The 23,022-nt window shown below is 71.6% G+C and carries 20 protein-coding genes; 14 read left to right on the forward strand and 6 right to left on the reverse strand.

Features of this window, described 5'->3' with window-relative positions; genetic code table 11:
* Nucleotides 1-49 precede the first annotated feature (49 nt).
* From J4G33_RS00470 to pyk, 10 genes are all read left to right on the forward strand, one after another.
* Nucleotides 50-328 (forward strand): HGxxPAAW family protein, encoded by a 279-nt coding sequence (locus J4G33_RS00470; RefSeq protein WP_208053941.1) that lies wholly within the window; start codon nucleotides 50-52, stop codon nucleotides 326-328.
* A 42-nt stretch (nucleotides 329-370) separates the two neighbouring features.
* Entirely contained in the window at nucleotides 371-790 is a 420-nt protein-coding gene (locus tag J4G33_RS00475) for a DUF4190 domain-containing protein (RefSeq protein WP_208053942.1), read from the forward strand.
* Between the two features lie 6 nt (nucleotides 791-796).
* Nucleotides 797-1,270, forward strand: coding sequence for a DUF2752 domain-containing protein (locus J4G33_RS00480; protein WP_208053943.1), 474 nt, complete (start codon nucleotides 797-799; stop codon nucleotides 1,268-1,270).
* A gap of 158 nt (nucleotides 1,271-1,428) precedes the next feature.
* Nucleotides 1,429-2,241: an indole-3-glycerol phosphate synthase TrpC gene (gene trpC, locus J4G33_RS00485; protein WP_208053944.1), complete on the forward strand. Its 813-nt coding sequence runs from the start codon at nucleotides 1,429-1,431 to the stop codon at nucleotides 2,239-2,241.
* Between the two features lie 32 nt (nucleotides 2,242-2,273).
* Nucleotides 2,274-3,500, forward strand: coding sequence for a tryptophan synthase subunit beta (gene trpB, locus J4G33_RS00490; RefSeq protein WP_208054613.1), 1,227 nt, complete (start codon nucleotides 2,274-2,276; stop codon nucleotides 3,498-3,500).
* Nucleotides 3,497-4,318, forward strand: coding sequence for a tryptophan synthase subunit alpha (trpA, locus tag J4G33_RS00495; RefSeq protein WP_208053945.1), 822 nt, complete (start codon nucleotides 3,497-3,499; stop codon nucleotides 4,316-4,318). Before trpB ends, trpA begins: the two co-directional genes overlap by 4 nt.
* A complete protein-coding gene (gene lgt, locus J4G33_RS00500; RefSeq protein WP_307793615.1) occupies nucleotides 4,315-5,226 on the forward strand; it encodes a prolipoprotein diacylglyceryl transferase in 912 nt (303 codons plus the stop codon). The genes trpA and lgt overlap by 4 nt, the downstream gene beginning before the upstream one ends.
* A gap of 158 nt (nucleotides 5,227-5,384) precedes the next feature.
* Nucleotides 5,385-9,947 (forward strand): glutamate synthase large subunit, encoded by a 4,563-nt coding sequence (gene gltB, locus J4G33_RS00505; protein ID WP_208053946.1) that lies wholly within the window; start codon nucleotides 5,385-5,387, stop codon nucleotides 9,945-9,947.
* The gene (locus J4G33_RS00510) at nucleotides 9,940-11,421 is read left to right on the forward strand and encodes a glutamate synthase subunit beta (RefSeq protein ID WP_208053947.1); all 1,482 of its coding nucleotides are present in this window, start codon (nucleotides 9,940-9,942) and stop codon (nucleotides 11,419-11,421) included. The genes gltB and J4G33_RS00510 overlap by 8 nt, the downstream gene beginning before the upstream one ends.
* A gap of 122 nt (nucleotides 11,422-11,543) precedes the next feature.
* Nucleotides 11,544-12,965, forward strand: coding sequence for a pyruvate kinase (gene pyk, locus J4G33_RS00515; protein WP_208053948.1), 1,422 nt, complete (start codon nucleotides 11,544-11,546; stop codon nucleotides 12,963-12,965).
* Between the two features lie 118 nt (nucleotides 12,966-13,083).
* Here the strand turns inward: pyk and J4G33_RS00520 are convergent, their stop codons facing one another.
* Both J4G33_RS00520 and J4G33_RS16920 read right to left on the reverse strand, forming a co-directional pair.
* Nucleotides 13,084-13,293, reverse strand: coding sequence for a KTSC domain-containing protein (locus J4G33_RS00520; RefSeq protein ID WP_208053949.1), 210 nt, complete (start codon nucleotides 13,291-13,293; stop codon nucleotides 13,084-13,086).
* Nucleotides 13,294-13,405: 112 nt separating this feature from the next.
* Nucleotides 13,406-13,747, reverse strand: coding sequence for a TraR/DksA family transcriptional regulator (locus tag J4G33_RS16920; protein WP_307793617.1), 342 nt, complete (start codon nucleotides 13,745-13,747; stop codon nucleotides 13,406-13,408).
* A 121-nt stretch (nucleotides 13,748-13,868) separates the two neighbouring features.
* Here J4G33_RS16920 and gtfA point away from each other — a divergent pair, with 121 nt between their 5' ends.
* Nucleotides 13,869-15,356 carry a sucrose phosphorylase gene (gene gtfA, locus J4G33_RS00530; RefSeq protein WP_208053951.1) on the forward strand — a complete coding sequence of 496 codons (1,488 nt, stop codon included), beginning with the start codon at nucleotides 13,869-13,871 and terminating at the stop codon, nucleotides 15,354-15,356.
* Nucleotides 15,357-15,394: 38 nt separating this feature from the next.
* On the opposite strand, the gene J4G33_RS00535 is transcribed toward gtfA, so the two are convergent.
* The 4 genes from J4G33_RS00535 to J4G33_RS17900 form a co-directional block, all read right to left on the reverse strand.
* A complete protein-coding gene (locus J4G33_RS00535; protein WP_208053952.1) occupies nucleotides 15,395-16,528 on the reverse strand; it encodes an AI-2E family transporter in 1,134 nt (377 codons plus the stop codon).
* 14 nt (nucleotides 16,529-16,542) lie between these two features.
* Nucleotides 16,543-16,713, reverse strand: a complete 171-nt coding sequence (locus J4G33_RS00540; protein ID WP_208053953.1) for a hypothetical protein — start codon at nucleotides 16,711-16,713, stop codon at nucleotides 16,543-16,545.
* A 68-nt stretch (nucleotides 16,714-16,781) separates the two neighbouring features.
* A complete protein-coding gene (locus tag J4G33_RS00545; RefSeq protein WP_208053954.1) occupies nucleotides 16,782-17,804 on the reverse strand; it encodes an isopenicillin N synthase family dioxygenase in 1,023 nt (340 codons plus the stop codon).
* Between the two features lie 50 nt (nucleotides 17,805-17,854).
* Complete coding sequence (locus J4G33_RS17900) at nucleotides 17,855-17,926, reverse strand: putative leader peptide (protein ID WP_372434951.1); 72 nt, start codon at nucleotides 17,924-17,926, stop codon at nucleotides 17,855-17,857.
* 66 nt (nucleotides 17,927-17,992) lie between these two features.
* On the opposite strand from J4G33_RS17900, the gene J4G33_RS00550 reads away from it, so the two are divergent.
* The 3 genes from J4G33_RS00550 to J4G33_RS00560 all read left to right on the forward strand — a co-directional run bounded on the left by J4G33_RS00550 (nucleotide 17,993) and on the right by J4G33_RS00560 (nucleotide 23,015).
* A complete protein-coding gene (locus tag J4G33_RS00550) occupies nucleotides 17,993-18,796 on the forward strand; it encodes an alpha/beta fold hydrolase (protein ID WP_307793619.1) in 804 nt (267 codons plus the stop codon).
* A 160-nt stretch (nucleotides 18,797-18,956) separates the two neighbouring features.
* Nucleotides 18,957-19,427: an FAD synthase family protein gene (locus J4G33_RS00555; RefSeq protein ID WP_208053956.1), complete on the forward strand. Its 471-nt coding sequence runs from the start codon at nucleotides 18,957-18,959 to the stop codon at nucleotides 19,425-19,427.
* A 141-nt stretch (nucleotides 19,428-19,568) separates the two neighbouring features.
* Entirely contained in the window at nucleotides 19,569-23,015 is a 3,447-nt protein-coding gene (locus J4G33_RS00560) for a PKD domain-containing protein (RefSeq protein ID WP_208053957.1), read from the forward strand.
* Nucleotides 23,016-23,022 lie beyond the last annotated feature (7 nt).

Raw genomic sequence — 23,022 nt, forward strand, 5'->3', positions numbered from 1 at the left:
CCCCCAGTTTTCGATAGTGTCTGCCGCGACGTCCACGAAAGGCACCACCATGGGTCACTCGTCCCCCGATCGAGCCGCAGAGCGGGCATACCTGCCTCGCGCGGCCCCTCCGACCAACCACGGCCACACCACCGCGGCCTGGGTGACGGTGGTGCTCGTCCTGATCGGCGCCACGGTCTCCTCCCTCGCCGTCATGGGTGCGCTGGTCTGGCTCTTCTGGGTCGGGATGGGGATCGTCGTGATCGGTCTGATCGCGGGGCGGGTCCTCAAGATGCTGGGCTTCGGGCAGCCGGCCGCGCAGGACGCGGCCGAGCTGCACGGGCACTAGGCCACCGGACGTCGTCGACAGCGCACTCAACGAAGGAGAACGATGAGCAACCCCACCGGACCGCAGGACCCGTACGGCGCGCAGCCGCCCTCGGGCGGCTACGGAGCCCAGCCGCCCGCCGGCGGCGGCGGCTACGGCGCCCCGCCGCCCCCGCCCGCCTACGGGGGTGCGCGCGGCGGTGGCTACGGCACGGAGAAGAACAGCCTGGGCGTCTGGGCCCTCGTCCTCGGCATCCTCGGCGTCCTGTGCTGCGGTCTCGGGTTCATCTTCGGCATCCCTGCCCTGATCGTGGGCAACAAGTCGAAGGAGGCCGCTCGCAACGGACAGGCGAACAACGGTGGGCTCGGCCAGGCCGGCGTCGTGCTGGGTTGGATCGCGATCGCCTTCAGCGTGCTGTGGCTCATCTACGTCTTCGCGTTCGGTGGTCTCACGGCGTTCAACGACGGCTTCACGACCTACTGACGTCACATGACGTTCACCGGCTCGAGCCCCGGGGTGCCGACCCGTGCGCCCCGGGGCTCGAGCGGTCCTGGCGGGATCCGCTCGCTGGCGGTGCCCCTCGGGCTCGGTGGCGGTCTCCTCGCGGCCGTGGCAGTGCTCGCGGTGCGGTCGCCGCACGAGTCGGGTAGCTACGGCTTCTGTCCGATCCTTCTTCTGACCGGCTATGCATGCCCGGGCTGCGGGGGGCTGCGCTCTGTGCACGAGCTCACCCAGCTCGACCTCGTTGGTGCCGCGAGCTACAACGTGCTGGTCGTCCTCGCGGTTCCGCTCGCCGTGGCTGGGTGGGGGCTGTGGATCGCGCGCGCCGCTGGCTGGCTCCGGCGCCCCGCCCGGCTGCCGGCTGCTCTGCCCTGGGTGGCCCTGGTCCTCCTCGTCGGCTTCGGCGCCCTGCGGAACCTCCCCGCCCTGCGTCCGGTCCTCACGCCCTGGCTCGGTACCTGAGCCGAGGCCGTTCGGGACGAGCTCTGCCACCGCCGCCCGGTCGACGGTTGGCCCGGTCATCGGGTCCCAGCACGTGGTCGTGGTGGGGGGCGCGCGCGTCCGGCCCTACGATGGCCGGAACGGGTCTGCGGGGGCGGACCGGATGGAGGTGGCGCGACGTGACAGTCCTCGAGGACATCGTCGCCGGAGTGCGGCAGGACCTGGCCGACCGTGAGGCGAGGATCCCGCTCGACGCGGTGAAGGAACGGGCTGCCCGGGTCCCGGGAGCCAAGGAGTGCATGAGCCGGCTGCACGACGACGAGGCCGTCGCCGTGATCGCCGAGGTCAAGCGCTCGAGCCCGAGCAAGGGCGCGCTGGCTCCCATCGACGACCCGGCCGAGCTCGCCGGCGAGTACGAGAAGGGCGGAGCGGCGGTGATCTCGGTGCTGACCGAGCAGCGCCGCTTCAAGGGGAGCCTCGAGGACCTCGATGCCGTGCGGGCCACGGTCGACGTGCCGGTCCTCCGCAAGGACTTCGTGGTGACCCCGTACCAGGTCTGGGAGGCGCGGGCCCACGGAGCCGACCTCGTCCTGCTCATCGTGGCCGCCCTCGAGCAGACCGTCCTGACCTCCCTCGTCGAGCGCGTGCACTCCCTGGGGATGACCGCCCTGGTCGAGGTCCACGACGCCGACGAGGTCGCGCGGGCCCTGGACGCCGGGGCGCGGTGCGTGGGGGTCAACGCACGCAACCTCAAGAACCTCGAGGTCGACCGCACGACCTTCGCGCGCCTCGCGCCTCTCATCCCGAACGGAGTGATTCGCATCGCCGAGTCCGGAGTCCGCGGTCCGCACGACGTCATGGACTACGCGCGGTCCGGTGCCGACGCCGTCCTCGTCGGCGAGAGCCTCGTCACAGGGCGTGACCCGCGGTCGGCGGTCGCCGACCTCGTGGCTGCCGGGGCGCACCCCTCCCTGCGGGCGGTGCGTCAGTGACCGCGACCCAGGACCAGCCGGCCCCGCAGGAGATCGGGCCGACCACGCAGGCGGCTGGGTCGGGCCCCTACTTCGGCGACTTCGGCGGGCGCTTCGTGCCCGAGGCCCTCATCGAGGCCCTCGACGAGCTGGCCACCGAGTACGACAAGGCCAAGGCGGACCCCGAGTTCGGCGCCGAGCTCTCGCGCCTGCACCGGACCTACACGGGGCGCCCCAGCATCCTCACCGAGGTCCCACGGTTCGCCGCGCACTGCGGTGGCGCGCGTGTGATCCTCAAGCGCGAGGACCTCAACCACACCGGCTCGCACAAGATCAACAACGTCCTCGGCCAGGCCCTCCTGACCAAGAGGCTGGGCAAGTCCCGCGTGATCGCCGAGACGGGCGCCGGGCAGCACGGTGTCGCGACGGCCACGGCCGCAGCGCTCTTCGATCTCGACTGCGTCATCTACATGGGCGAGGAGGACACCCGCCGTCAGGCCCTGAACGTGGCGCGGATGCGGCTCCTGGGCGCCGAGGTGGTGCCGGTGACGACCGGGTCGCGAACCCTCAAGGACGCGATCAACGAGGCCCTGCGGGACTGGGTCACGAACGTGGACTCGACCAACTACGTCTTCGGCACGGTCGGGGGCCCGCACCCCTTCCCCGCCATGGTCCGTGACCTGCAGCGCATCATCGGCGTCGAGGCCCGGCAGCAGGTCCTCGACCTGACCGGCCGTCTCCCGGACGCCATCGCGGCCTGCGTGGGCGGCGGGTCCAACGCGATCGGCATCTTCCACGCCTTCCTCGACGACGCGGACGTCCGCCTCGTGGGGCTCGAGGCCGGCGGCGACGGGGTCGAGTCCGGACGCCACGCGGCGACCATCAGCGGGGGTGCGCCCGGGGTGCTGCACGGAGCCAGGTCCTTCCTGCTCCAGGACGAGGACGGGCAGACCGTCGAGAGTCACTCGATCTCGGCCGGCCTCGACTACCCCGGGGTCGGGCCAGAGCACTCGTGGCTCTCGACGATCGGCCGTGCGGAGTACCGACCGATCACCGACGCCCAGGCGATGGAGGCGTTCCGGCTGCTGTGCCGGACCGAGGGGATCATCCCCGCCATCGAGTCGGCGCACGCCCTCGCCGGGGCCATGCAGCTCGGGCAGGAGCTCACCGTGCAGGGAGAGGATCCGCCGGTGATCCTCGTCAACCTCTCCGGTCGAGGTGACAAGGACGTGGAGACCGCCGCCGAGTGGTTCTCCTTGCTCGACGAGGGGACCTCATGACCGTGACCGACCAGGTCAGCCGGACCGCTGCCCGGATCGACGAGCTGCGGAGCGAGGGACGAGCGGCCCTCGTGGGGTACCTCCCCGTGGGGTACCCCGACCTCGAGGGGTCGATCGCTGCCGCACGGCAGATGGTCGCGGCCGGGGTCGACATCGTCGAGCTGGGCGTCCCGTACTCGGACCCGGTCATGGACGGGCCGATGATCCAGCGGGCCGTCGAGCACGCGCTCGCCTCGGGGATCCGCGTGCGGGACACCCTGCGTGCCGTCGAAGGCGTCGCGGAGACCGGTGTCCCCGTGCTGGTGATGACCTACTGGAACCCCGTCGTCCGCTACGGCGTCGACGCCTTCGCGCGGGACCTCGCAGCCGCCGGTGGCGCGGGGCTGATCACCCCTGACCTGATCCCGGACGAGGCGGGGGAGTGGCTCACCGCCTCGCAGGAGCACGGCCTGGACCGGGTGTTCCTCGTCGCGCCCAGCTCGACCCCCGAGCGACTGGCGATGACCGCCGCCGCCTCGCGCGGCTTCGTCTACGCGGCCTCGACCATGGGCGTGACGGGGACCCGGGCCTCGGTCGGCTCCGACGCCGAGCGTCTCGTCGCCGACACCCGCGGTGCAGGGGCCGAGCGGGTGTGCGTCGGCCTCGGGGTCAGCACCGCCGAGCAGGCGGCCGAGGTCGCCGGCTACGCCGACGGCGTGATCGTGGGCAGCGCCCTGGTCCGCGCCCTCGTCGACGCGGAGTCGCCGGCAGCCGGGCTCGACGGGATCGCCCAGGTGGCCCAGGACCTTGCGAACGGCATCCGAGGGGCACGTCGGTGACCGCCGGTCTCTCCTCCGCCCTGGCCGCGCTGCCCACGGCCATCCCGAGTCCGTCGGAGTCGGTCTGGTACCTCGGGCCGTTCCCTCTACGGGCCTACGCCCTGGCGATCATGGCCGGGATCGTGGCGGCGATCTGGCTCACGCGTCGACGGTGGGCGGAGCGCGGGGGCGATCCCGAGACGGTCCTCGAGATCACCTTCTGGGCCGTGCCCTTCGGCATCGTCGGGGGTCGCGTCTACCACGTCGTGTCCTCGCCCGAGGCGTACTTCGGCCCGGACGGTGATCCCTGGAAGGCCTTCGCGATCTGGGAGGGCGGCCTCGGCATCTGGGGGGCGATCGCGCTGGGGGCCCTCGGTGCCTACCTCGGATGTCGTCGCCAGGGCGTCCGCTTCGCCGTCTTCGCCGACGCCGTCGCCCCCGGGCTGCTGGTGGCGCAGGCCATCGGTCGGCTCGGCAACTGGTTCAACCAGGAGCTCTTCGGTGGTCCCACCACGTTGCCGTGGGGCCTGGAGATCGACCCGATGAGCCCGACCTTCCCGGCCGAGTACGCGCCGGACACGCTGTTCCACCCGACCTTCCTCTACGAGATGGTCTGGAACCTGGCGCTGGCCGCCGTGCTCATCTGGGCAGACCGCAGGTTCCGCCTGGGCCACGGCCGGGTCTTCTGGCTCTACGTGGCCGGGTACACCCTCGGTCGGGTCTGGATCGAGGCCCTCCGGATCGACCCCGCCGAGATGATCGGCCCCTTCCGCCTCAACGTCTGGACCTCGATCGTGGTCGGCCTCGTCGCGCTGGTAGCGTTCGTCGTGGTGGGGCGTCGACACCCAGGACGCGAGACCACCGTGCAGCTGGAGCCTGCGGCGGACGAGGGGAAGGACCAGAACCCCGAGGTCGCTGACGCACGCTGAGTGCATCGATCCCGGTGCGTCACCACGTGAGGCCGCCCCCTCGTTCGGAGGAGGAGCAGACGGCCTGTATCGTCGTCATGTTTGGGCCAACGGTGTCCCATGTCTTCTCCTGACCACGACCAGGGTCGTCATACCTGGGACCCCCGAGGACGGTGTTCATGGATCGGCTGGCTCTTCCTGTCGCAGCTCCCCCCGCACAGGGCCTGTACGACCCCGCTGCGGAGCACGACGCGTGCGGTGTCGCCTTCGTCGCGACCCTGCGCGGCACCCCTGGCCGTGACATCGTCGACGCCGGTCTGACCGCCCTGCTCAACCTCGACCACCGCGGCGCGGTGGGCGCCGAGACCGACAGCGGTGACGGTGCGGGGATCCTCACCCAGATCCCGGACGCCTTCCTGCGCGACGTCGTGGACGCCGAGCTCCCCCCGGCCGGCCAGTACGCGATCGGCATGGCGTTCCTCCCGACCGACCACGAGGCCACCGCGGCCGCGGTGAGCGGGATCGAGAAGCTCGTCGTGGACGAGGGGCTCGAGCTCCTCGCGTGGCGCGAGGTGCCGGTGACAGCCGGCCTGGTGGGTCCCACCGCCCGCGCGAGCATGCCCCTCTTCCGTCAGCTCGTGGTCGCAGACCCGGCCCGGGCGCTGGCGGGCATCGAGCTCGACCGCCGGGCCTTCCGGGTGCGCAAGCGCGCCGAGCGTGAGCTCGGGGTCTACTTCGCCTCGCTGTCGGCACGCACGCTCACCTACAAGGGCATGCTGACCACGGCCCAGCTCGAGCCGTTCTTCCCCGACCTGTCCGACCCGCGGTACGCCTCCGAGCTCGCCCTCGTGCACTCGCGCTTCTCGACCAACACCTTCCCGTCGTGGCCCCTCGCGCAGCCGTTCCGGCTGCTCGCGCACAACGGCGAGATCAACACCGTCCGCGGCAACCGCAACTGGATGGCGGCCCGTCAGAGCACCCTGGGCAGCGAGCTGCTCGGCGACCTGGGTCCGCTGCTGCCGGTGTGCACCCCGGGCGGGAGCGACTCGGGCACCTTCGACGAGGTGCTCGAGCTGCTGCACCTCGGCGGGCGGAGCCTGCCGCACGCGATCCTGATGATGGTTCCCGAGGCGTGGGAGAACCACGCCGAGATGGACCCCGAACGGCGCGCGTTCTACGAGTACCACGCGAACCTCATGGAGCCCTGGGACGGACCGGCAGCCCTGACCTTCACGGACGGCACGCTGATCGGTGCCGTCCTGGACCGCAACGGACTGCGCCCCGGCCGCTACTGGATCACCGACGACGGCCTGGTGGTGCTGGCCAGCGAGACGGGTGTGCTCGACCTCGACCCGTCGACCATCGTGCGCAAGGGCCGGCTCGAGCCGGGTCGCATGTTCCTCGTCGACACCGGCGCCGGTCGCGTCGTGGACGACGAGGAGGTCAAGTCCCAGCTCGCTGCCCAGCGCCCCTACGCGCAGTGGATCAGCGAGCACGAGGTCTTCCTCGACCAGCTCCCCGAGCGCGAGCACGTCCAGCACAGCCCTGCCTCGGTCCGCCGTCGTCAGCGTGCCTTCGGCTACACGGAGGAGGAGCTCAAGATCCTCCTCACGCCGATGGCACGGGCCGGCGCGGAACCGCTCGGAGCGATGGGTTCCGACACGCCCATCGCGGTGCTCTCCGCCCGGCCGCGGCTGCTCTTCGACTACTTCACGCAGATGTTCGCCCAGGTCACGAACCCTCCGCTGGACGCGATCCGCGAGGAGCTCGTGACCTCGATCGGCGGTGCCATCGGCCCCGAGCCCAACCTCCTGGCCGACGTCCCCGAGCACGCCCGCAAGCTCGTGCTGCCGTTCCCGGTGCTCGACAACGACCAGCTCGCCAAGATCGTGCGGGTCGCCCGGGACCCTGACCTGGCGGGTGTCTTCAGCTCGGAGATCGTGCGCGGGCTCTACAAGGTCGACGGGGGGCACCAGGCCCTCGCGGCGCGGCTCGAGGAGATCTTCGAGCAGGTCGACACGGCCGTCGAGGCGGGCGTGAGCTTCATCGTGCTCTCGGACCGGAACTCCGACGCCGACCAGGCCCCCATCCCGTCGCTGCTGCTCTCGAGCGCGGTGCACCACCACCTGCTGCGCAAGCACACCCGGACCCGGGTGAGCCTGGTCGTCGAGGCGGGCGACGTGCGCGAGGTCCACCACGTCGCGCTGCTCATCGGCTTCGGCGCCGCCGCGGTGAACCCCTACCTCGCGATGGAGTCCGTCGAGGACCTCGCCCGGGACGGTTCCCTGGGCGACATCACCCCCGAGCAGGCGGTGGCGAACCTCATCAAGGCCCTCGGCAAGGGCGTGCTCAAGGTCATGAGCAAGATGGGCATCTCGACCATCACGTCCTACCGCGGGGCCCAGGTGTTCGAGGCGCTGGGCCTGGCCCAGGACCTCGTCGACAAGTACTTCGCCGGGATCACGAGCCGGCTGGGCGGGATCGGTCTCGAGGTGATCGCCGCCGAGGTCGCCTCGCGCCACGCCGACGCCTACCCGGCGAGCGGCAACCCGCAGGCGCACCGCCGGCTCAACTCCGGGGGCGAGTACCAGTGGCGGCGGGACGGGGAGGAGCACCTCTTCGACCCCGAGACCGTCTTCCGGCTGCAGCACTCGACCCGTACCCGACAGCTCGACGTCTTCCGGCAGTACTCCCGCCGGGTGGACGACCAGGCCCAGCGGCTCATGACGCTGCGCGGGCTGCTGACCTTCGCCGAGGGCCACCGTCCGCCGGTTCCCCTCGAGGAGGTCGAGCCGGTCAGCGAGATCGTCAAGCGGTTCAACACCGGCGCCATGAGCTACGGCTCGATCTCCTCCGAGGCCCACGAGACCCTCGCCATCGCGATGAACCGGCTCGGTGGTCGGTCCAACACGGGGGAGGGCGGCGAGGACACCGCGCGTCTGCGGGACCCCGAGCGGCGCAGTGCGATCAAGCAGATCGCATCGGGACGCTTCGGCGTCACGGCCGACTACCTGACCAACGCGGACGACCTGCAGATCAAGGTCGCCCAGGGGGCCAAGCCGGGCGAGGGCGGTCAGCTCCCGGGCAACAAGGTCTACCCGTGGATCGCCGAGACCCGGCACTCGACCCCGGGGGTCGGCCTCATCTCGCCCCCGCCCCACCACGACATCTACTCGATCGAGGACCTGGCTCAGCTGATCCACGACCTCAAGAACGCGAACCCGTCCGCACGGATCCACGTCAAGCTCGTGAGCGAGTTCGGCGTCGGGACCGTTGCGGCCGGCGTGTCCAAGGCGCACGCCGACGTGGTGCTCATCTCGGGGCACGACGGCGGCACCGGCGCGAGCCCGCTGACCTCGCTCAAGCACGCGGGCACCCCGTGGGAGATCGGCCTCGCCGAGGCTCAGCAGACCCTCGTGCTCAACGACCTGCGCGACCGCGTCGTGGTGCAGGTGGACGGCCAGATGAAGACGGGCCGTGACGTGGTCATCGGGGCCCTCCTGGGTGCCGAGGAGTTCGGCTTCGCCACCGCCCCGCTGGTCGTGAGCGGCTGCGTCATGATGCGGGTCTGCCACCTGGACACCTGCCCGGTGGGTGTCGCGACCCAGAACCCTGAGCTGCGGGCGCGCTACACGGGCAAGCCCGAGTTCGTCGAGACCTTCTTCGAGTACGTCGCCACCGAGGTGCGCGAGTACCTCGCCGCCCTGGGCTTCCGGTCGATCGACGAGGCCGTGGGGCGGGTCGAGTCCTTGGACACGCGGGCCGCCGTCGCGCACTGGAAGGCCGCAGGGCTGGACCTCGGCCCCGTGCTCGCCCGCCCCGAGCCCGTGCCGGGCTCGTCGCTGCGTCACACGACCTCTCAGGACCACGGGCTCGACAAGGCCCTCGACAACCAGCTCATCTCGATGGCCGCCGACGCCCTGGCGCGGCGTGAGCCGGTGCGGATCGCCCTGCCGGTCCGGAACGTCAACCGCACGGTCGGCACGATGCTCGGCCACGAGGTGACCAAGCAGCACGGCACCGACGGCCTGCCCGACGGCACGATCGAGGTGACGCTGACCGGGTCCGCGGGGCAGTCCCTGGGGGCCTTCCTCCCGCGGGGCATCACCCTGCGGCTCCTGGGGGACGCCAACGACTACGTCGGCAAGGGGCTCTCGGGGGGACGCATCGTCGTCCGGCCCGACCACTCCTCGGTGCTCGCGGGGGACCGCGACGTGATCGCCGGGAACGTCATCGGCTACGGCGCGACCTCGGGGCAGGTCTTCCTGCGCGGCGTCGTGGGCGAGCGCTTCGCGGTCCGCAACTCCGGTGCCTCCCTCGTGGTGGAGGGCGTCGGAGACCACGGCTGCGAGTACATGACCGGGGGCACCGTCATCGTGCTCGGCCGCACCGGACGCAACTTCGGCGCGGGCATGTCCGGTGGGCAGGCCTATGTGCTGGACCTGCATCGGGGCGCGGTCAACGTCCCGGCCCTGGCCCAGGGCGAGCTGCTGCTCACCGAGCCCGACGAGGCCGATGCCGAGGTCATCGAAGGGCTGCTACGCACCCATGTCGACGAGACCGGCTCACCACGTGCGGCTCAGCTCCTCGCCGAGCTGCCCGCCTCGCTGGCACGGTTCACCCGCGTCATGCCCGCCGAGTACCAGCGCATGCGCGCGACCCTCGCCCAGGCCGAGAAGGACGGGCTCGACCCGACCGCCCCGGGCGTGTGGGACAAGATCCTGGAGGTGTCCCGTGGCTGACCCCCGTGGTTTTCTGAAGGTCCGTGACCGGGAGCTCCCGCCGAGCCGTCCCGTCCCGGTCAGGCTCATGGACTGGCGTGAGGTGCACGAGCACCGTTCTGCTGCCGAGGACCCTGAGCACGCCGTGATGCTGCAGCAGCAGGCGGGGCGCTGCATGGACTGCGGCATCCCGTTCTGCCACACCGGGTGCCCGCTCGGGAACCTCATCCCGGACTGGAACGACCTGGTCTGGAAGGGGCAGTGGGCCGAGGCGAGCGACAGGTTGCACGCCACCAACAACTTCCCCGAGTTCACCGGACGCATCTGCCCGGCACCCTGCGAGACCTCGTGCGTGCTCGGGATCACCGAGCCTGCGGTGACCATCAAGAACGTCGAGGTCTCGATCATCGACGAGGCCTTCGCCCGCGGCCTGGTCACCCCGCAGGTGCCGTACTTCCTCACGGGTCACACGGTGGCTGTGGTCGGGTCGGGGCCCGCCGGCCTCGCCGCGGCCCAGCAGCTCACGCGGGCCGGGCACACGGTCGCGGTCTTCGAGAGGGACGACCGCATCGGCGGGCTGCTCCGGTACGGGGTGCCCGACTTCAAGCTCGAGAAGCACCACATCGACCGCCGCATCGCCCAGATGGAGGCCGAGGGCACCCGGTTCCGCCCCGGGGTCGAGATCGGTCGCGACATCACCTGGAAGGAGCTCCGGGCCCGGTACGACGCGGTGGTGGTCGCCACGGGCGCCCCCGTGCCGCGGATGCTCCCCGTCCCGGGGGCCGAGCTCGCCGGGATCCACCCCGCCATGGAGTACCTGCACCAGGCGAACGCCGTCGTGGCCGGCGAGGAGGTCCCCGACCAGATCCTCGCGACGGGCAAGCACGTGGTGGTCATCGGCGGTGGCGACACCGGTTCGGACTGCCTGGGCACGGCGCTGCGGCAGCAGGCGGCCTCGGTCACGACCCTCGCGATCGGCCTGGAACCGCCGACCGCGCGGCCCGAGAACCAGCCCTGGCCCACGGACCCGATCCTCTTCGAGGTCTCCTCCTCGCACGAGGAGGGTGGGGAGCGCACCTTCCTCGCCTCGACCGTCGGCTTCCTCGGGGACGAGGAGGGGAAGGTCCGTAGCCTGCGCGTCGCGACCACCGAGTACCTGCCGGACGGGCGTCGTGTGCCCAGCGAGGGGACCGAGCGCGACATCCCGGCCGACCTGGTCCTGATCTCCATGGGGTTCACCGGGCCGGAGACCGAGGTCCTGGCCGAGCAGACCGGGGCCGACGTCACGGGGCGGGGCGCCCTGGCCCGCGGCGAGGACTACGCGTCCTCGGTCCCGGGGGTCTTCGTCGCCGGGGACGCGGGCCGTGGCCAGTCCCTCATCGTGTGGGCCATCGCCGAAGGGCGTGCCGCGGCCGCCGGCGTGGATGCCTACCTCCGGGGCAGCACCGAGCTGCCCGTCCCCGTCACACCCAGCACGCGGGCCATGCGGCCCTGACCGACGCAGGGCGTTGCGCCGGGGGCCTCGCCCGGTGGAGCGGGCAGGTCCACAGGGGTGTACCGCACGACACAGGCCGGACGGGACCGAAGGTCCTGCAGGCGAGGACATAGGCTGGAGACATGCGTAGAGCCAAGATTGTGTGCACCATCGGGCCGGCGACCGAGTCGCCCGAGCAGATCCAAGCGCTGGTCGACGCCGGGATGGACGTCGCCCGCCTCAACCGGAGCCACGGCGACACCGACGTCCACGAGGCGGTCTACCGCAACGTGCGCGCGGCGGCCCAGGCCTCGGGCCGTGCCGTGGCGGTGCTCGTCGACCTCCAGGGCCCCAAGATCCGCCTCGGGCGTTTCGCCGAGGAGAAGGTCGAGCTCACCGAGGGCGAGACCTTCACGATCACCACCGACGAGGTCCAGGGCACCAAGGAGCTCGCCTCGACCACCTACAAGGGCCTGCCGGGCGACGCCAAGGTCGGCGACCGGATCCTCATCGACGACGGTCGCGTGGCCGTCCGCATCACCGCTGTCGAGGGCAACAAGGTCGTCACCCGGGTCGAGGTCGCCGGGCCCGTCTCGAACAACAAGGGCCTGAACCTCCCGGGCGTGGCCGTCAGCGTCCCGGCGATGTCGGACAAGGACGAGGCCGACCTTCGCTGGGCCCTGCGGATCGGTGCGGACATCATCGCCCTGTCCTTCGTGCGCAGCGCGGCGGACTACGACGACGTCGCCCGCATCATGACCGAGGAGGGGCGGACCGTCCCGGTCATCGCCAAGGTCGAGAAGCCCCAGGCGGTCGAGAACCTCGCCGAGATCGTCGAGGCCTTCGACGGCATCATGGTCGCCCGCGGTGACCTGGGGGTGGAGCTGCCGCTCGAGCAGGTCCCGCTCGTGCAGAAGCGAGCGATCGAGCTCTCTCGCCGTGCGGCCAAGCCCGTGATCGTCGCGACCCAGGTGCTCGAGTCGATGATCTCGGCGCCGCGTCCCACCCGCGCCGAGGCCTCGGACTGCGCCAACGCGGTGCTCGACGGGGCTGACGCGGTCATGCTCTCGGGCGAGACCAGCGTCGGCGACTTCCCGATCGAGGCCGTGCGCACGATGGCGCGGATCATCGAGAACACCGAGGAGCACGGCAGCGACCGCATCGCGCCGCTCGGGTGGAGCCCGCAGACCCGCGGCGGGGCCATCACCCACGCCGCAGCCGAGGTCGGTGAGACCCTCGGGGTCAAGTACCTGGTGACCTTCACCCAGACGGGCGACTCCGCACGGCGCATGTCCCGTCTGCGCGCTGCCATCCCCCTGATCGCCTTCACGCCGACCTCCGACGTGCGCAACACCCTGGCGCTGAGCTGGGGCGTCAGCACCTACGAGGTGCCTCAGGTCGAGCACACCGACGCGATGGTCGTGCAGGTGGACCAGATGCTGCGCGCCAACGGGCTCGCCGAGGTCGGGGACCGCGTCGTCATCGTCTTCGGTGCACCTGTCGGGGTGCCCGGGACGACCAACTCGCTCCTCGTGCACAAGATCGGCACCGAGCGCGAGCGCTGAGGGCATCGGCCGCGCAAGCGCTGCGGCCGTCAGCAGCACCGGTCTCCGTCAGCAGGGCTGATGCCCTGCTGACGGAGATCGCAGAACGGCCCCGGGAGACCCCGGGGCCGTTCTCGTCTCAGGAGGAGCGCACCCGAGAGTGGTGCGGTGCGACGTGCTGGTCGATCACGGCACGCGCGTGCGGCCGTGCGGCAGCCACCCTGGCGAAGAGGCCCGGGGGGACGTCGACGTAGTGACGGGTGACACGTTCGGTCCCGCTCGGTGACCGGAACTCGGCGGTCAGGGTGCGGGTGGTCGGGTCGTAGTCGGTGGACCTCAGGTAGAGCATGCCCCCACTGTCCCCTCCGCGGACGCGGCGCCCGTGGGACCTCGGGCCTGACGAGGGCCGTGCGGAGGTGCAGGCGGGCCCGCAGTGAGGTCGGCTGCGGGCACCGAGGCCCTCAGCGTCGGTGCGACGCGCAGCCCACGCAGGTGCGGGCCGACGGGCGTGCCTCGAGGCGCTCCGGCGGGATGACGGCCCGGCAGCGGTCGCAGACCCCGTACGACCCCGCGTGCCAGCGGGTCTGAGCCTCGTCCAGCTCGACCAGACGCCGCCGAGCCTGGTCGACGAGCGCGCCGAGCTGGGACCTCTCGAAGGCGATGGTGGCCCCTTCGGGATCGTGCTCGTCGTCAGCGTTGGAGTCGGTGGAGGTCGCGACGAGGTCCGCGTAGGCGAGGTCGAGCGCGGCCAGTCGCCGTGCCGCCTGCTGGCGGAGGCCGCGGAGCTCCTCGAGGTTCACCACCGGGCCAGGCTGCCACCGCTGCGGCCGGCGTGCACCCCGAGGGTCGGTCGCACGCCACCTCGCGGACCTGAGAGGCTGGAGGGCCCAGCCCGGACGCCGAGGACGCCACCAGGAGGACGCCGTGCGCAACCAGGTCCAGCTCATCACCTACGCCGACAGGCTCGGCGGGGACCTGCCGGGACTCTCCGCGCTGCTCCGTGAGCGCTTCGACGGGGTCTTCGGCGGAGTGCACGTCCTGCCGTTCTTCACGCCGTACGACGGCGCGGACGCCGGGTTCGACCCCGAGGACCACACCGCTGTCGACCCTCGGCTGGGCAGCTGGCAGGACGTCCGGGACCTCGGCGACGGGCTGGACACGGTGGTCGACGTGATCGTCAACCATGTCTCGGCGGACTCGGCCCAGGTCCTGGACGTGGTCTCGCGGGGTTCTGCGTCACCGTGGGCAGGCATGTTCCTGACGCTGGCCTCGGTCTTCCCCGACGGGGCGACCGAGCAGGACCTCGCCGCCATCTACCGCCCGCGACCTGGCCTGCCCTTCACCCCGATGACCTGGGGCGGGGAGCGGCGCCTGGTCTGGACGACCTTCACCCCGCAGCAGGTCGACCTCGACCTGTCCTCGCGCGAGGCCAAGGAGTACCTGGTCAGCATCCTCGACGCCCTGGCCGGCGCGAAGGTCTCGATGATCCGCCTGGACGCGGTGGGGTACGCCGTCAAGACCCCGGGCACCACGTGCTTCATGACCCCCGAGACCTTCGCCGTGATCGACGAGCTGACCCTCCTGGCCCGCGAGCGCGGGCTCGAGGTCCTCGTCGAGGTGCACTCCTACTACCAGCGGCAGGTCGAGATCGGTCGCGCGGTGGATCGCGTGTACGACTTCGCCCTGCCGCCCCTCGTGCTGCACGCGGCGTACACGGGCGACCACGGTGCGTTGCTGCACTGGATGGGGATCCGACCCACCAACGCCGTGACCGTCCTGGACACCCATGACGGCATCGGCATCGTCGACGTGGGTCCTGACCAGACCGCCCCGGACCGCCCCGGCCTGCTCGAGCCGGCACAGCTGGACGCCGTGGTGGAGGGCATCCATGCGGCGACCGGGGGAGCGAGCCGACGGGCGACCGGGTGGGCGGCCTCCAACCTCGACGTCTACCAGGTCAACTCGACCTTCTACGACGCCCTGGCCCGGGACGACCGCCGCTACCTCGCGGCCCGTGCCCTGCAGCTCTTCACCCCGGGCATCCCGCAGGTGTACTACGTGGGAGCCCTCGCGGGGCACAACGACCTCGACCTGCTCGAGAGCACCGGCGCCGGGCGCGACATCAACCGTCATCACTACACGCGCGAGGAGGTCGAGGCCGCTCTCGAGCGCCCCGTGGTCCGGGCGCTCTGCGCGCTCGCCCGGTTCCGCAACACCCTGGACGTCTTCGACGGTCGGTGCGAGGTCTCCCCGGGCCCGGACGGCGGCATCGCCATCGCCTGGCAGGACGGTGACCGCCGAGCCTCGGTGACGGTGGACCTGGCGTCGGGGCAGACCGAGCTCACCTGGTCCGACGGGGCCGGACGCTCCGGGCGGACCACGGACCTCCTGGTCGACCCGCCGGTCGTCTGACCCGCCGAGGTCCCCGGCGGAGGGCCGTCAGGCTCAGATCAGATCGCCGCGGCGGGGGAGTCCTCGGCGCTCCCGCGCTCGTCGGGCTCCTCGTGGGCCTCGCTGTGCTCGTCGTCGGCAGGGGCGTGCCACTCCTTGACCGCGGCCCAGGCGACAGCAGCGATCGGGACGGCGAGCAGCGCTCCGAGGATCCCCGCCAGGATGGTGCCGGCCGTCAGGGCCAGGAGGATGGCCAGCGGGTGCAGGGACAGCGCCTTGCCGATGACCACCGGGGCGAGCAGATCGCCCTCGAGCTGGTTGACCGCGATCACGACGATGACGACGATGAGCGCCGTCAGGGGCCCCTCAGCCACGAGGGCCACGAGGGCGGCGAACGTGCCGGCGACCGTGGCTCCCACGATGGGGACGAAGGCCCCGAGGAAGACGATGGTGGCCAGCGGCAGGGCGAGCGGCACCCCGAGGATCATCAGGGCCACGCCGATGACGACGGCGTCGACGAGTGCGACGATCGCCGTGCCGCGCACGTAGCGGCCCAGGACGTCCGTCGACTGGTTCCCGATGCGGCGAGCACGCTCCTTGCGCCGCTCGTCGAGGGGGGTGATGAGGAACTCCGAGATCCGGCGTCCGTCGCGAAGCAGGAAGAAGAGGACGACGATGCCGAGCAGGAGCCCCGCGATCACCTCGACGGCGGCGGTGGCACCGGCGACGGCCCCGCTCTGGAACCCCTCGCTCGTCAGGAGGTCCGTGCCTGCCTCCCGCGCGTCGGCGATCTGCTGCTCGCTGATGTCGAGCGGGCCCTCGAGCAGGAACTCCTCGAGCTGGTCGATGCCCTGGCTCGCCTGGTCGACCAGCTCGCCCCACTCGTCACGGATCCCGCGCCCCACGAGCCAGATCACCCCGCCGAGGGTGCCGAGCCCTGCGAGGAGCGCCGTCCAGGTCGCGAGGCCTGCCGGCCAACGGTGTTCCCGCAGGAAGTGCACCACAGGGTTGACCGCCGCCGCGACGATCGTGGCGATGAGCACGGTGACCACGACGAGCCGGAGCTGAGTCAGGGCGAAGACGACACAGGCGACGAGGGCCAGGACGATGAGGCTCTGGGCGCTGCGCGTCGCCACCCGGCCGAGGCCGTCGGACCACAAGGTGCGCTGGCTGCCGGGACCTCGGTCAGCCATCGGTGCGCGCCCGGTCAAGAAGTCGGGGACGAACGTCGGCGCCCGAGCTTGAGCCACCCGAACAGGGCCGTCGCGGCCAGCAGCACCAGGCCGATCACGAGCAGCCAGAGCAGGCCCTCGATGATCACGCCGAGCAGGGAGACGGCGAGCCAAGCGAGGAGCAGGACGACGATGAGGGTCTTCATCCCCTCACCCTCCCATCGGTGTCCCGGTCCGGCATGTCGACCGGGACACCGCGGGGCAGGGAGAAGGGTCAGCGCCCCCCGACGAGCTCGCGCAGATGCTGGTGGTGGGCGTCGACGACGTTGGGGTGCGCGCGGACCCGGCTCTTGAGCGCGTTGTACCCGTACTCGCCCCGGATCTCGTCCTCGTCGGGGTCGAGGGCGATGCCGGGGGCCTGGGCCGCGAGTTCGGTCGGCAGCTGCAGGCGGGGGAAGACGGCGTCGAGGGACGGGTTGTGGAAGTACGGGACGGAGATCCGGTCGGTACCCGGCTCGGGGGCCAGGACGCGGTGCCGCGTGGCTCGGAGGTACCCGTCGGTCGCCCACTCGAGCATCTCGCCGATGTTCACGATGAGGGCGTCCTCGACGGGAGGGGCGTCGAGGGCCTCGCCCTGGTACTCGACCTGGAGGCCGCGTCGGCCCGGCTCGACGAGCAGGAGGGTCAGAACGCCGAAGTCGCTGTGCCAGCCCACCCCTTGCTGCGTCCCACCCTCGGTGCGGCCCGGGTACCTGACGACCTTCGTGAGCGCGGCCGGCTCGTCCCCGAAGGCGGGGTCGAAGACGTCCTCGGCCTGCCCGAGGGAGCGTGCCCAGGCGTGAAGGAGGCGGTCGGCGATCCCGCCCATGGTCGTGTTCCACGCCGTGACGACCTCGCGCAGCTCGGGGAGCTGGGAGGGCCAGAGGTTCGGGCCCTGCAGGACGTTGTAGGGCGGGTGCCCCGGTCCGGTGGGCAGCACCGGGCGCTCGGGCCCGATGTCGATCTGCTCGCGCCAGTCCACCTTGCCCTGGGTGAGCTCGCCGCCGACGCGGGTGTAGCCACGGAAGTGGGGGCTGGCGGTGTTCTCGATCGCGAACTTGTCCTGCTCGGGGAGTGCGAAGAACTCGCGGGCGACCTCGATCACGCGACGGGTCAGGTCGCGCCCCGCGCCATGGCCGACGAGGTAGAAGAAGCCGTAGTCGTGGGTCGCCTCGCGCAGCGAGGTCGCGAAGTCCTCGGCGGTCGCGGGGTCGTCTGCTCGGGACAGGTCGAGGACAGGCAGGGTCAAGGAGGTCATGGGAGATGCCTTACTGGTGAGTCGGGGGGGCTGGTCTGGGAGTCACGCGCTCAGCGCGGACACAGACAGCTCCCGGTGCGCAGCAGGTCCACATGGACGCGGCGCACGAGGACCAGAGGCATGGCAGCAGGTTACCCGCTCCGGCGCCCTGGGGCGCGCACCCGTCCGCCGTCCTAGGCTCGGTCCTCGTGAGCACCGCGACCGCACCCATCAGCACGACCGCCGTCGGTGACGCGGGCGTCCCCGTGGTGTTCCTGCACGGCCTCTTCGGCCAAGGGCGGAACTTCATGCAGATCGCGAAGGCCCTCCAGCCCGAGGCCCGGTCGCTGCTGGTCGACCTGCCCAACCACGGGCGCTCGGTGTGGACCGAGCGCTTCGAGTATGACGAGATGGCCGACCTCGTCGCGGAGGCCCTCGCCACGGGCATCGCCGCTGACGGGCCCGTGCACGTCGTCGGGCACTCGATGGGCGGCAAGGTCGCCATGGTGCTCGCGCTGCGCCACCCCGACCTCGTCGACCGGCTCGCCGTCGTCGACATCGCCCCGACGTCCGGCGGCTCGCTCGGGGAGTTCGCCCACCTGCTCGACGCCCTGGCCGCGATCGACACCTCGACCCTCTCCGGGCGCGTCGAGGCGGACGAGCGCCTGGCCGAACGGGTCGACGACCCGCGCGTCCGAGGGTTCCTCCTGCAGAACCTGCGCCCCGAGGGGGGGACCTTCCGCTGGCTGGCCAACCTCGAGCTGCTGCGGAACGAGCTCCCGGCCATCGGTGGCTTCCCCGCCACCGGTGGGGCCACGTTCGACCACCCGGTGCTGTGGGTCGCCGGTGAGCGGTCCGACTACGTCCGGCCCGAGCACGGCCCCCTCATGCGAGGGCTCTTCCCGCGGACGACTCTCGTGACCGTGCGGGACGCCGGGCACTGGGTGCACTCGGAGCAGCCGGAGACGTTCGTGTCGACCTTGCGTGCCTTCCTCGTCGCACCCGCACGGTGATCGTTCCGCCTGAACCTCCGGTCGATGAATCGTGACGAAGGCATGTTCTTCGGGGGCCTGGTGCATATACCCTGAAACGGACACATCAGGCAAACCCTGACAGAGGCCCTCGCGGACGCGGGCCTCAGGACGTCGTGTCAGGTCGGCAGCGGAGGGCCGCATGGTCCACTCGGAGGGCAGGGCGCGCACGGGCGTGGTCGGCTACGTCCCTGGTGGATTCGACATGCTCCACGTGGGCCACCTGAACATCCTGCGAGCCGCGCGTGCGCGCTGCGAGCGCCTGGTCGTCGGGGTGGCCACGGACGAGGCCCTCGTGGCCATGAAGGGTCGCGCGCCGGTGATCCCGCACCGCGAGCGCCTCGAGCTCGTCGCGAGCGTCAGGTTCGTCGACGACGTCGTGACGGACTTCTCGCAGGACAAGCGGATCGCGTGGCGTCACCATCCGTTCGACGTCCTCTTCAAGGGGGACGACTGGCTCGGCACGCGCAAAGGAGAGCGTCTTGAGGCAGAGATGGCCGAGGTCGGTGCTCGCGTGGTCTACCTGCCGTACACGCCGTCCACGTCGTCGACGATGCTGCGCCAGTTCCTGACGACGGACATCGCGGGGGGCGGCCGTGCGACCGGGGGGTGAGTCGACACGGCAGGGGCGACGGGGCGGCCCCTCCCGTCCTGGCGCGCGGCTGACGGCACGGACGAGATGTGCAGGACGACCGACCGACCGGCCGGCCGACCGAGGTGGACAGGTCGCGGCTGGCCGCGGAACGGAGTCGAGATGAATCCCTCACGGCAGCTCGGCAGTGCCCCGGCGGACGCGCCCCGGCGGAAGCTCGGTCACGCACGGCGGTGGTCTCGGCTCCGTCGGACCACGGTCCTGGCCATCGTCCTGGCCATGGCGGTCGTCGGCCTGCCCACGGTCGCCCAGGCCCAGGAGTCCACCGTCTCGGCCACGGCGTCGAGCCTCTGGCAGACGAACGGCATCGTCCGCACGGTGGCCTACGCGAACGGCAAGATCTTCGCCGGCGGAGAGTTCAGCACCGTGCGGCCCCCGGGGGCGAGTGCCGGGTCGCACGAGGTGCCCCGCCCGTTCCTGGCGGCGTTCGACGCGCAGTCCGGCGCCCTGATCGCGTCCTGGAACCCGGCTCCCAACGCCCGCGTGTTCTCCTTGGCCGCGTCGCCGGACGGGTCACGCCTCTACGTCGGCGGTGACTTCACGAGCATCGCCGGTGCGGGCCGTGGCCGCATCGCAGCCTTCGACACGAGCACCCTCGCGCTGCAGCCGAACTTCGCCCCGTACGTGAGCTATCGGGTGACCGCACTGGCCGCCGACGCCGACACGGTGTACCTCGGAGGCTCCTTCGGACTCGTCGCGGGGCAGACGCGCAACCGCCTGGCAGCGGTCGCGCGCAGCAACGGCAGCCTCCGCGCCTGGGACCCCAACGCCAACTGGGACGTCTACGACCTCGACGTGTCACCGTCCACCAGCACCGTCTACCTCGGCGGCAACTTCGACACCATCGGAGGGACCCCGAGCCGTGCCGTGGCGGCCGTCGACACCGACCTCGGTGCTCAGCGCGCGTTCCCCGCCAGGTCGGCGATGCCCCGCGTCACCTCCTCGTGCAACTCCAAGGTCCGCGACGTGCTCGTCGACCCCTCGGGCGTCTACTTCGCCGCGGCGGGTGACGGCGGGGGGTGCTTCGACGGCACCTTCGCCGCCGAGCTGGACGACGGGAGCCTGCGCTGGCGCAACGCGTGTCTCGGGGCGACCGAGTCCCTCGCCATGGTCAAGGGATCCCTCTACAAGGGTGCTCACGTGCACGACTGCAGCTCCGAGGGGGAGTTCGGGGAGTCCCGGCCGCACCGCTTCCTCATGGTCGCCGACCCCGCGACGGGCAAGAACGGCCCCTGGTGGCCGAACACCAACGCCGCGGGGTCCACCCAGGTGGGGCCGTTGGGCATGGCCACCGACGGGACCCAGCTCGTCGTGGGAGGTGACTTCACCCTCGTCAACGGCCAGGGGCAGCAGGGCCTGGCCCGGTTCGCCGCCGGTCCGGACACGCCTCCGCGTCGGCCGGCGACCCCGAGCGCCAGGACCGTCGGCGTCGGCAAGGTCAAGGTGGTCTTCCCCGCGACGCTGGACAACGACGACGAGAACCTCACCTACCGGCTGTACCGGGCGGGTCGGAGCACCCCGATCTGGACCACCACCATGCGCTCGATCTGGTGGCAGGTGCCCACGGCATCGTTCGTCGACACGGGGCTCACGCCGGGGACCGACGTCGCCTACCGTGTCGAGGCCACGGACGGCACCACGACCGTCCAGTCCTTCTGGACCAACTACCTCACGGTGTCCGCGACGGAGCCGACGTACCCGGAGCTCGTCGAGGCCGACGGCGCCGCCTCGCTGTGGCGGTTCGAGGACTCCTCGGGTCCGGTGCTCGACGCGATCGGCACCAACGACGCCACCGCGACCTCCGTCGTGCGTGGCACCGACGCGGGGGTCCTGGCCGGCACCTACGGGGGACGGTTCAGCTCGAGCAGCCGGGTCGTCGCGCAGCAGCGGATGGCGGGACCGCAGCAGTTCACCGCCGAGGGCTGGGTCAGGACGACCAGCACCCTCGGAGGCAAGATCCTCGGCTTCGGCAGCAGCGCGACCGGCAGCAGCTCGAGCTACGACCGTCACATGTACCTGGGGACCGATGGTCGGGTGACGGCGGGCGTGTACAGCGGGGCCACCCGCACCGTGCGGTCGACGGCGCGTGTCAACGACGGTCAGTGGCACCACGTCGCGATGACCTTCACCCCCGGGAGGCTCGAGCTCTTCGTCGACGGGGTCTCCCAGGGCACGACCCCGGCCCCGTCCGCAGAGAGCTACCAGGGCTACTGGCGCATCGGCAACGACAACCTGAACGGGTGGCCGAACGCCGGGGCCGTGAACGGGCTGAACGGCACCATCGACGAGGTGGCCGTGTACCCGCACGCCCTCTCGGCCGCCGACATCGCGCACCACCACCGTCTCGGAGCGGGCCTGCCCGCGCCGGAGAACGTGGTGCCGGTGGCCTCGTTCACCTCTTCGGTGGACGAGCTCACCGTGTCCGTGGACGGGTCGGCGTCGAGCGACCCCGACGGTCAGGTCGTCTCGTACGCGTGGTCGTGGGGTGATGGGCAGTCCACGCCTGCGTCCTCGTCCTCCACGGCGACCCACACCTACGCCGAGCCCGGTGAGTACGTCGTGCGGTTGACCGTGACCGACGACCGTGGGGGGACGGCGCAGCAGAGCAAGGACGTCGTGGTCACGGCGCCGGAGAACGTGGTGCCGGTGGCCTCGTTCACCTCCTCGGCGGACGAGCTCACCGTGTCCGTGGACGGGTCGGCGTCGAGCGACCCCGACGGTCAGGTCGTCTCGTACGCGTGGTCGTGGGGTGATGGGCAGTCCACGCCCGCGTCCTCGTCCCCCACGGCGACCCACACGTACGCCCAGCCCGGTGAGTACGCCGTGCGGTTGACCGTGACCGACGACGACGGGGTTACCGGGGAGGTCACCGAGGCGGTGGTCGTCACGGGCCCGCCCGCGACGACCACCCTCGTCGAGGACACCTTCGAGCGCACGGTGACCAACGGGCTCGGGTCCGCCGAGACCGGCGGTGCGTGGTCGGTCGCCGGGACGGTGTCGCGCTACGGGGTCGGCGACGGGCTCGGGTGGTTGTCGATGGCGAGCCCGGGCAACGCGCCCAACGCGTACCTGCGGGCCGCCGAGTTCGACACCGCGTCCATCGTCACGACGTTCCAGCTCGACAAGCCGGCGACGGGCGGCGGGGTGTACGTCTCCTTCGTGGCGAGGTCGGTGCCGGGGGCGGGCGACTACAGGGTCAAGACGCGGGTGATCGCCAACGGCAGCGTCTACGTGTCGATCAGTCGTGTGGTGGGTGGTGCCGAGGCGGTGCTGGTCTCCGAGCAGCGGGTCGACGGCCTGAGCATGACGCCCGGGGTCGCGATCCCGGTCCGCATCGACATCACGGGGGCTGGCACGACCACGATCAGGGCGGCGGTGGGTCCCGAGGCCCTGGCTGCCTCGCCGCAGTGGGTCGCTGAGACGTCCGACTCCCTGCCTGCGTTGCAGGTGGCCGGCAGCTTCGGGCTCGCGGCCCAGCTCTCCGGATCGGCCACGAATGCGCCGGTCCGGGCGTCCTTTACCGAGCTCCTCATCGGGAGGGCACCCTAGGCGGCTC

Source organism: Actinotalea soli (assembly GCF_017565425.1).
Classification (GTDB): Bacteria; Actinomycetota; Actinomycetes; order Actinomycetales; family Cellulomonadaceae; genus Actinotalea; species Actinotalea soli.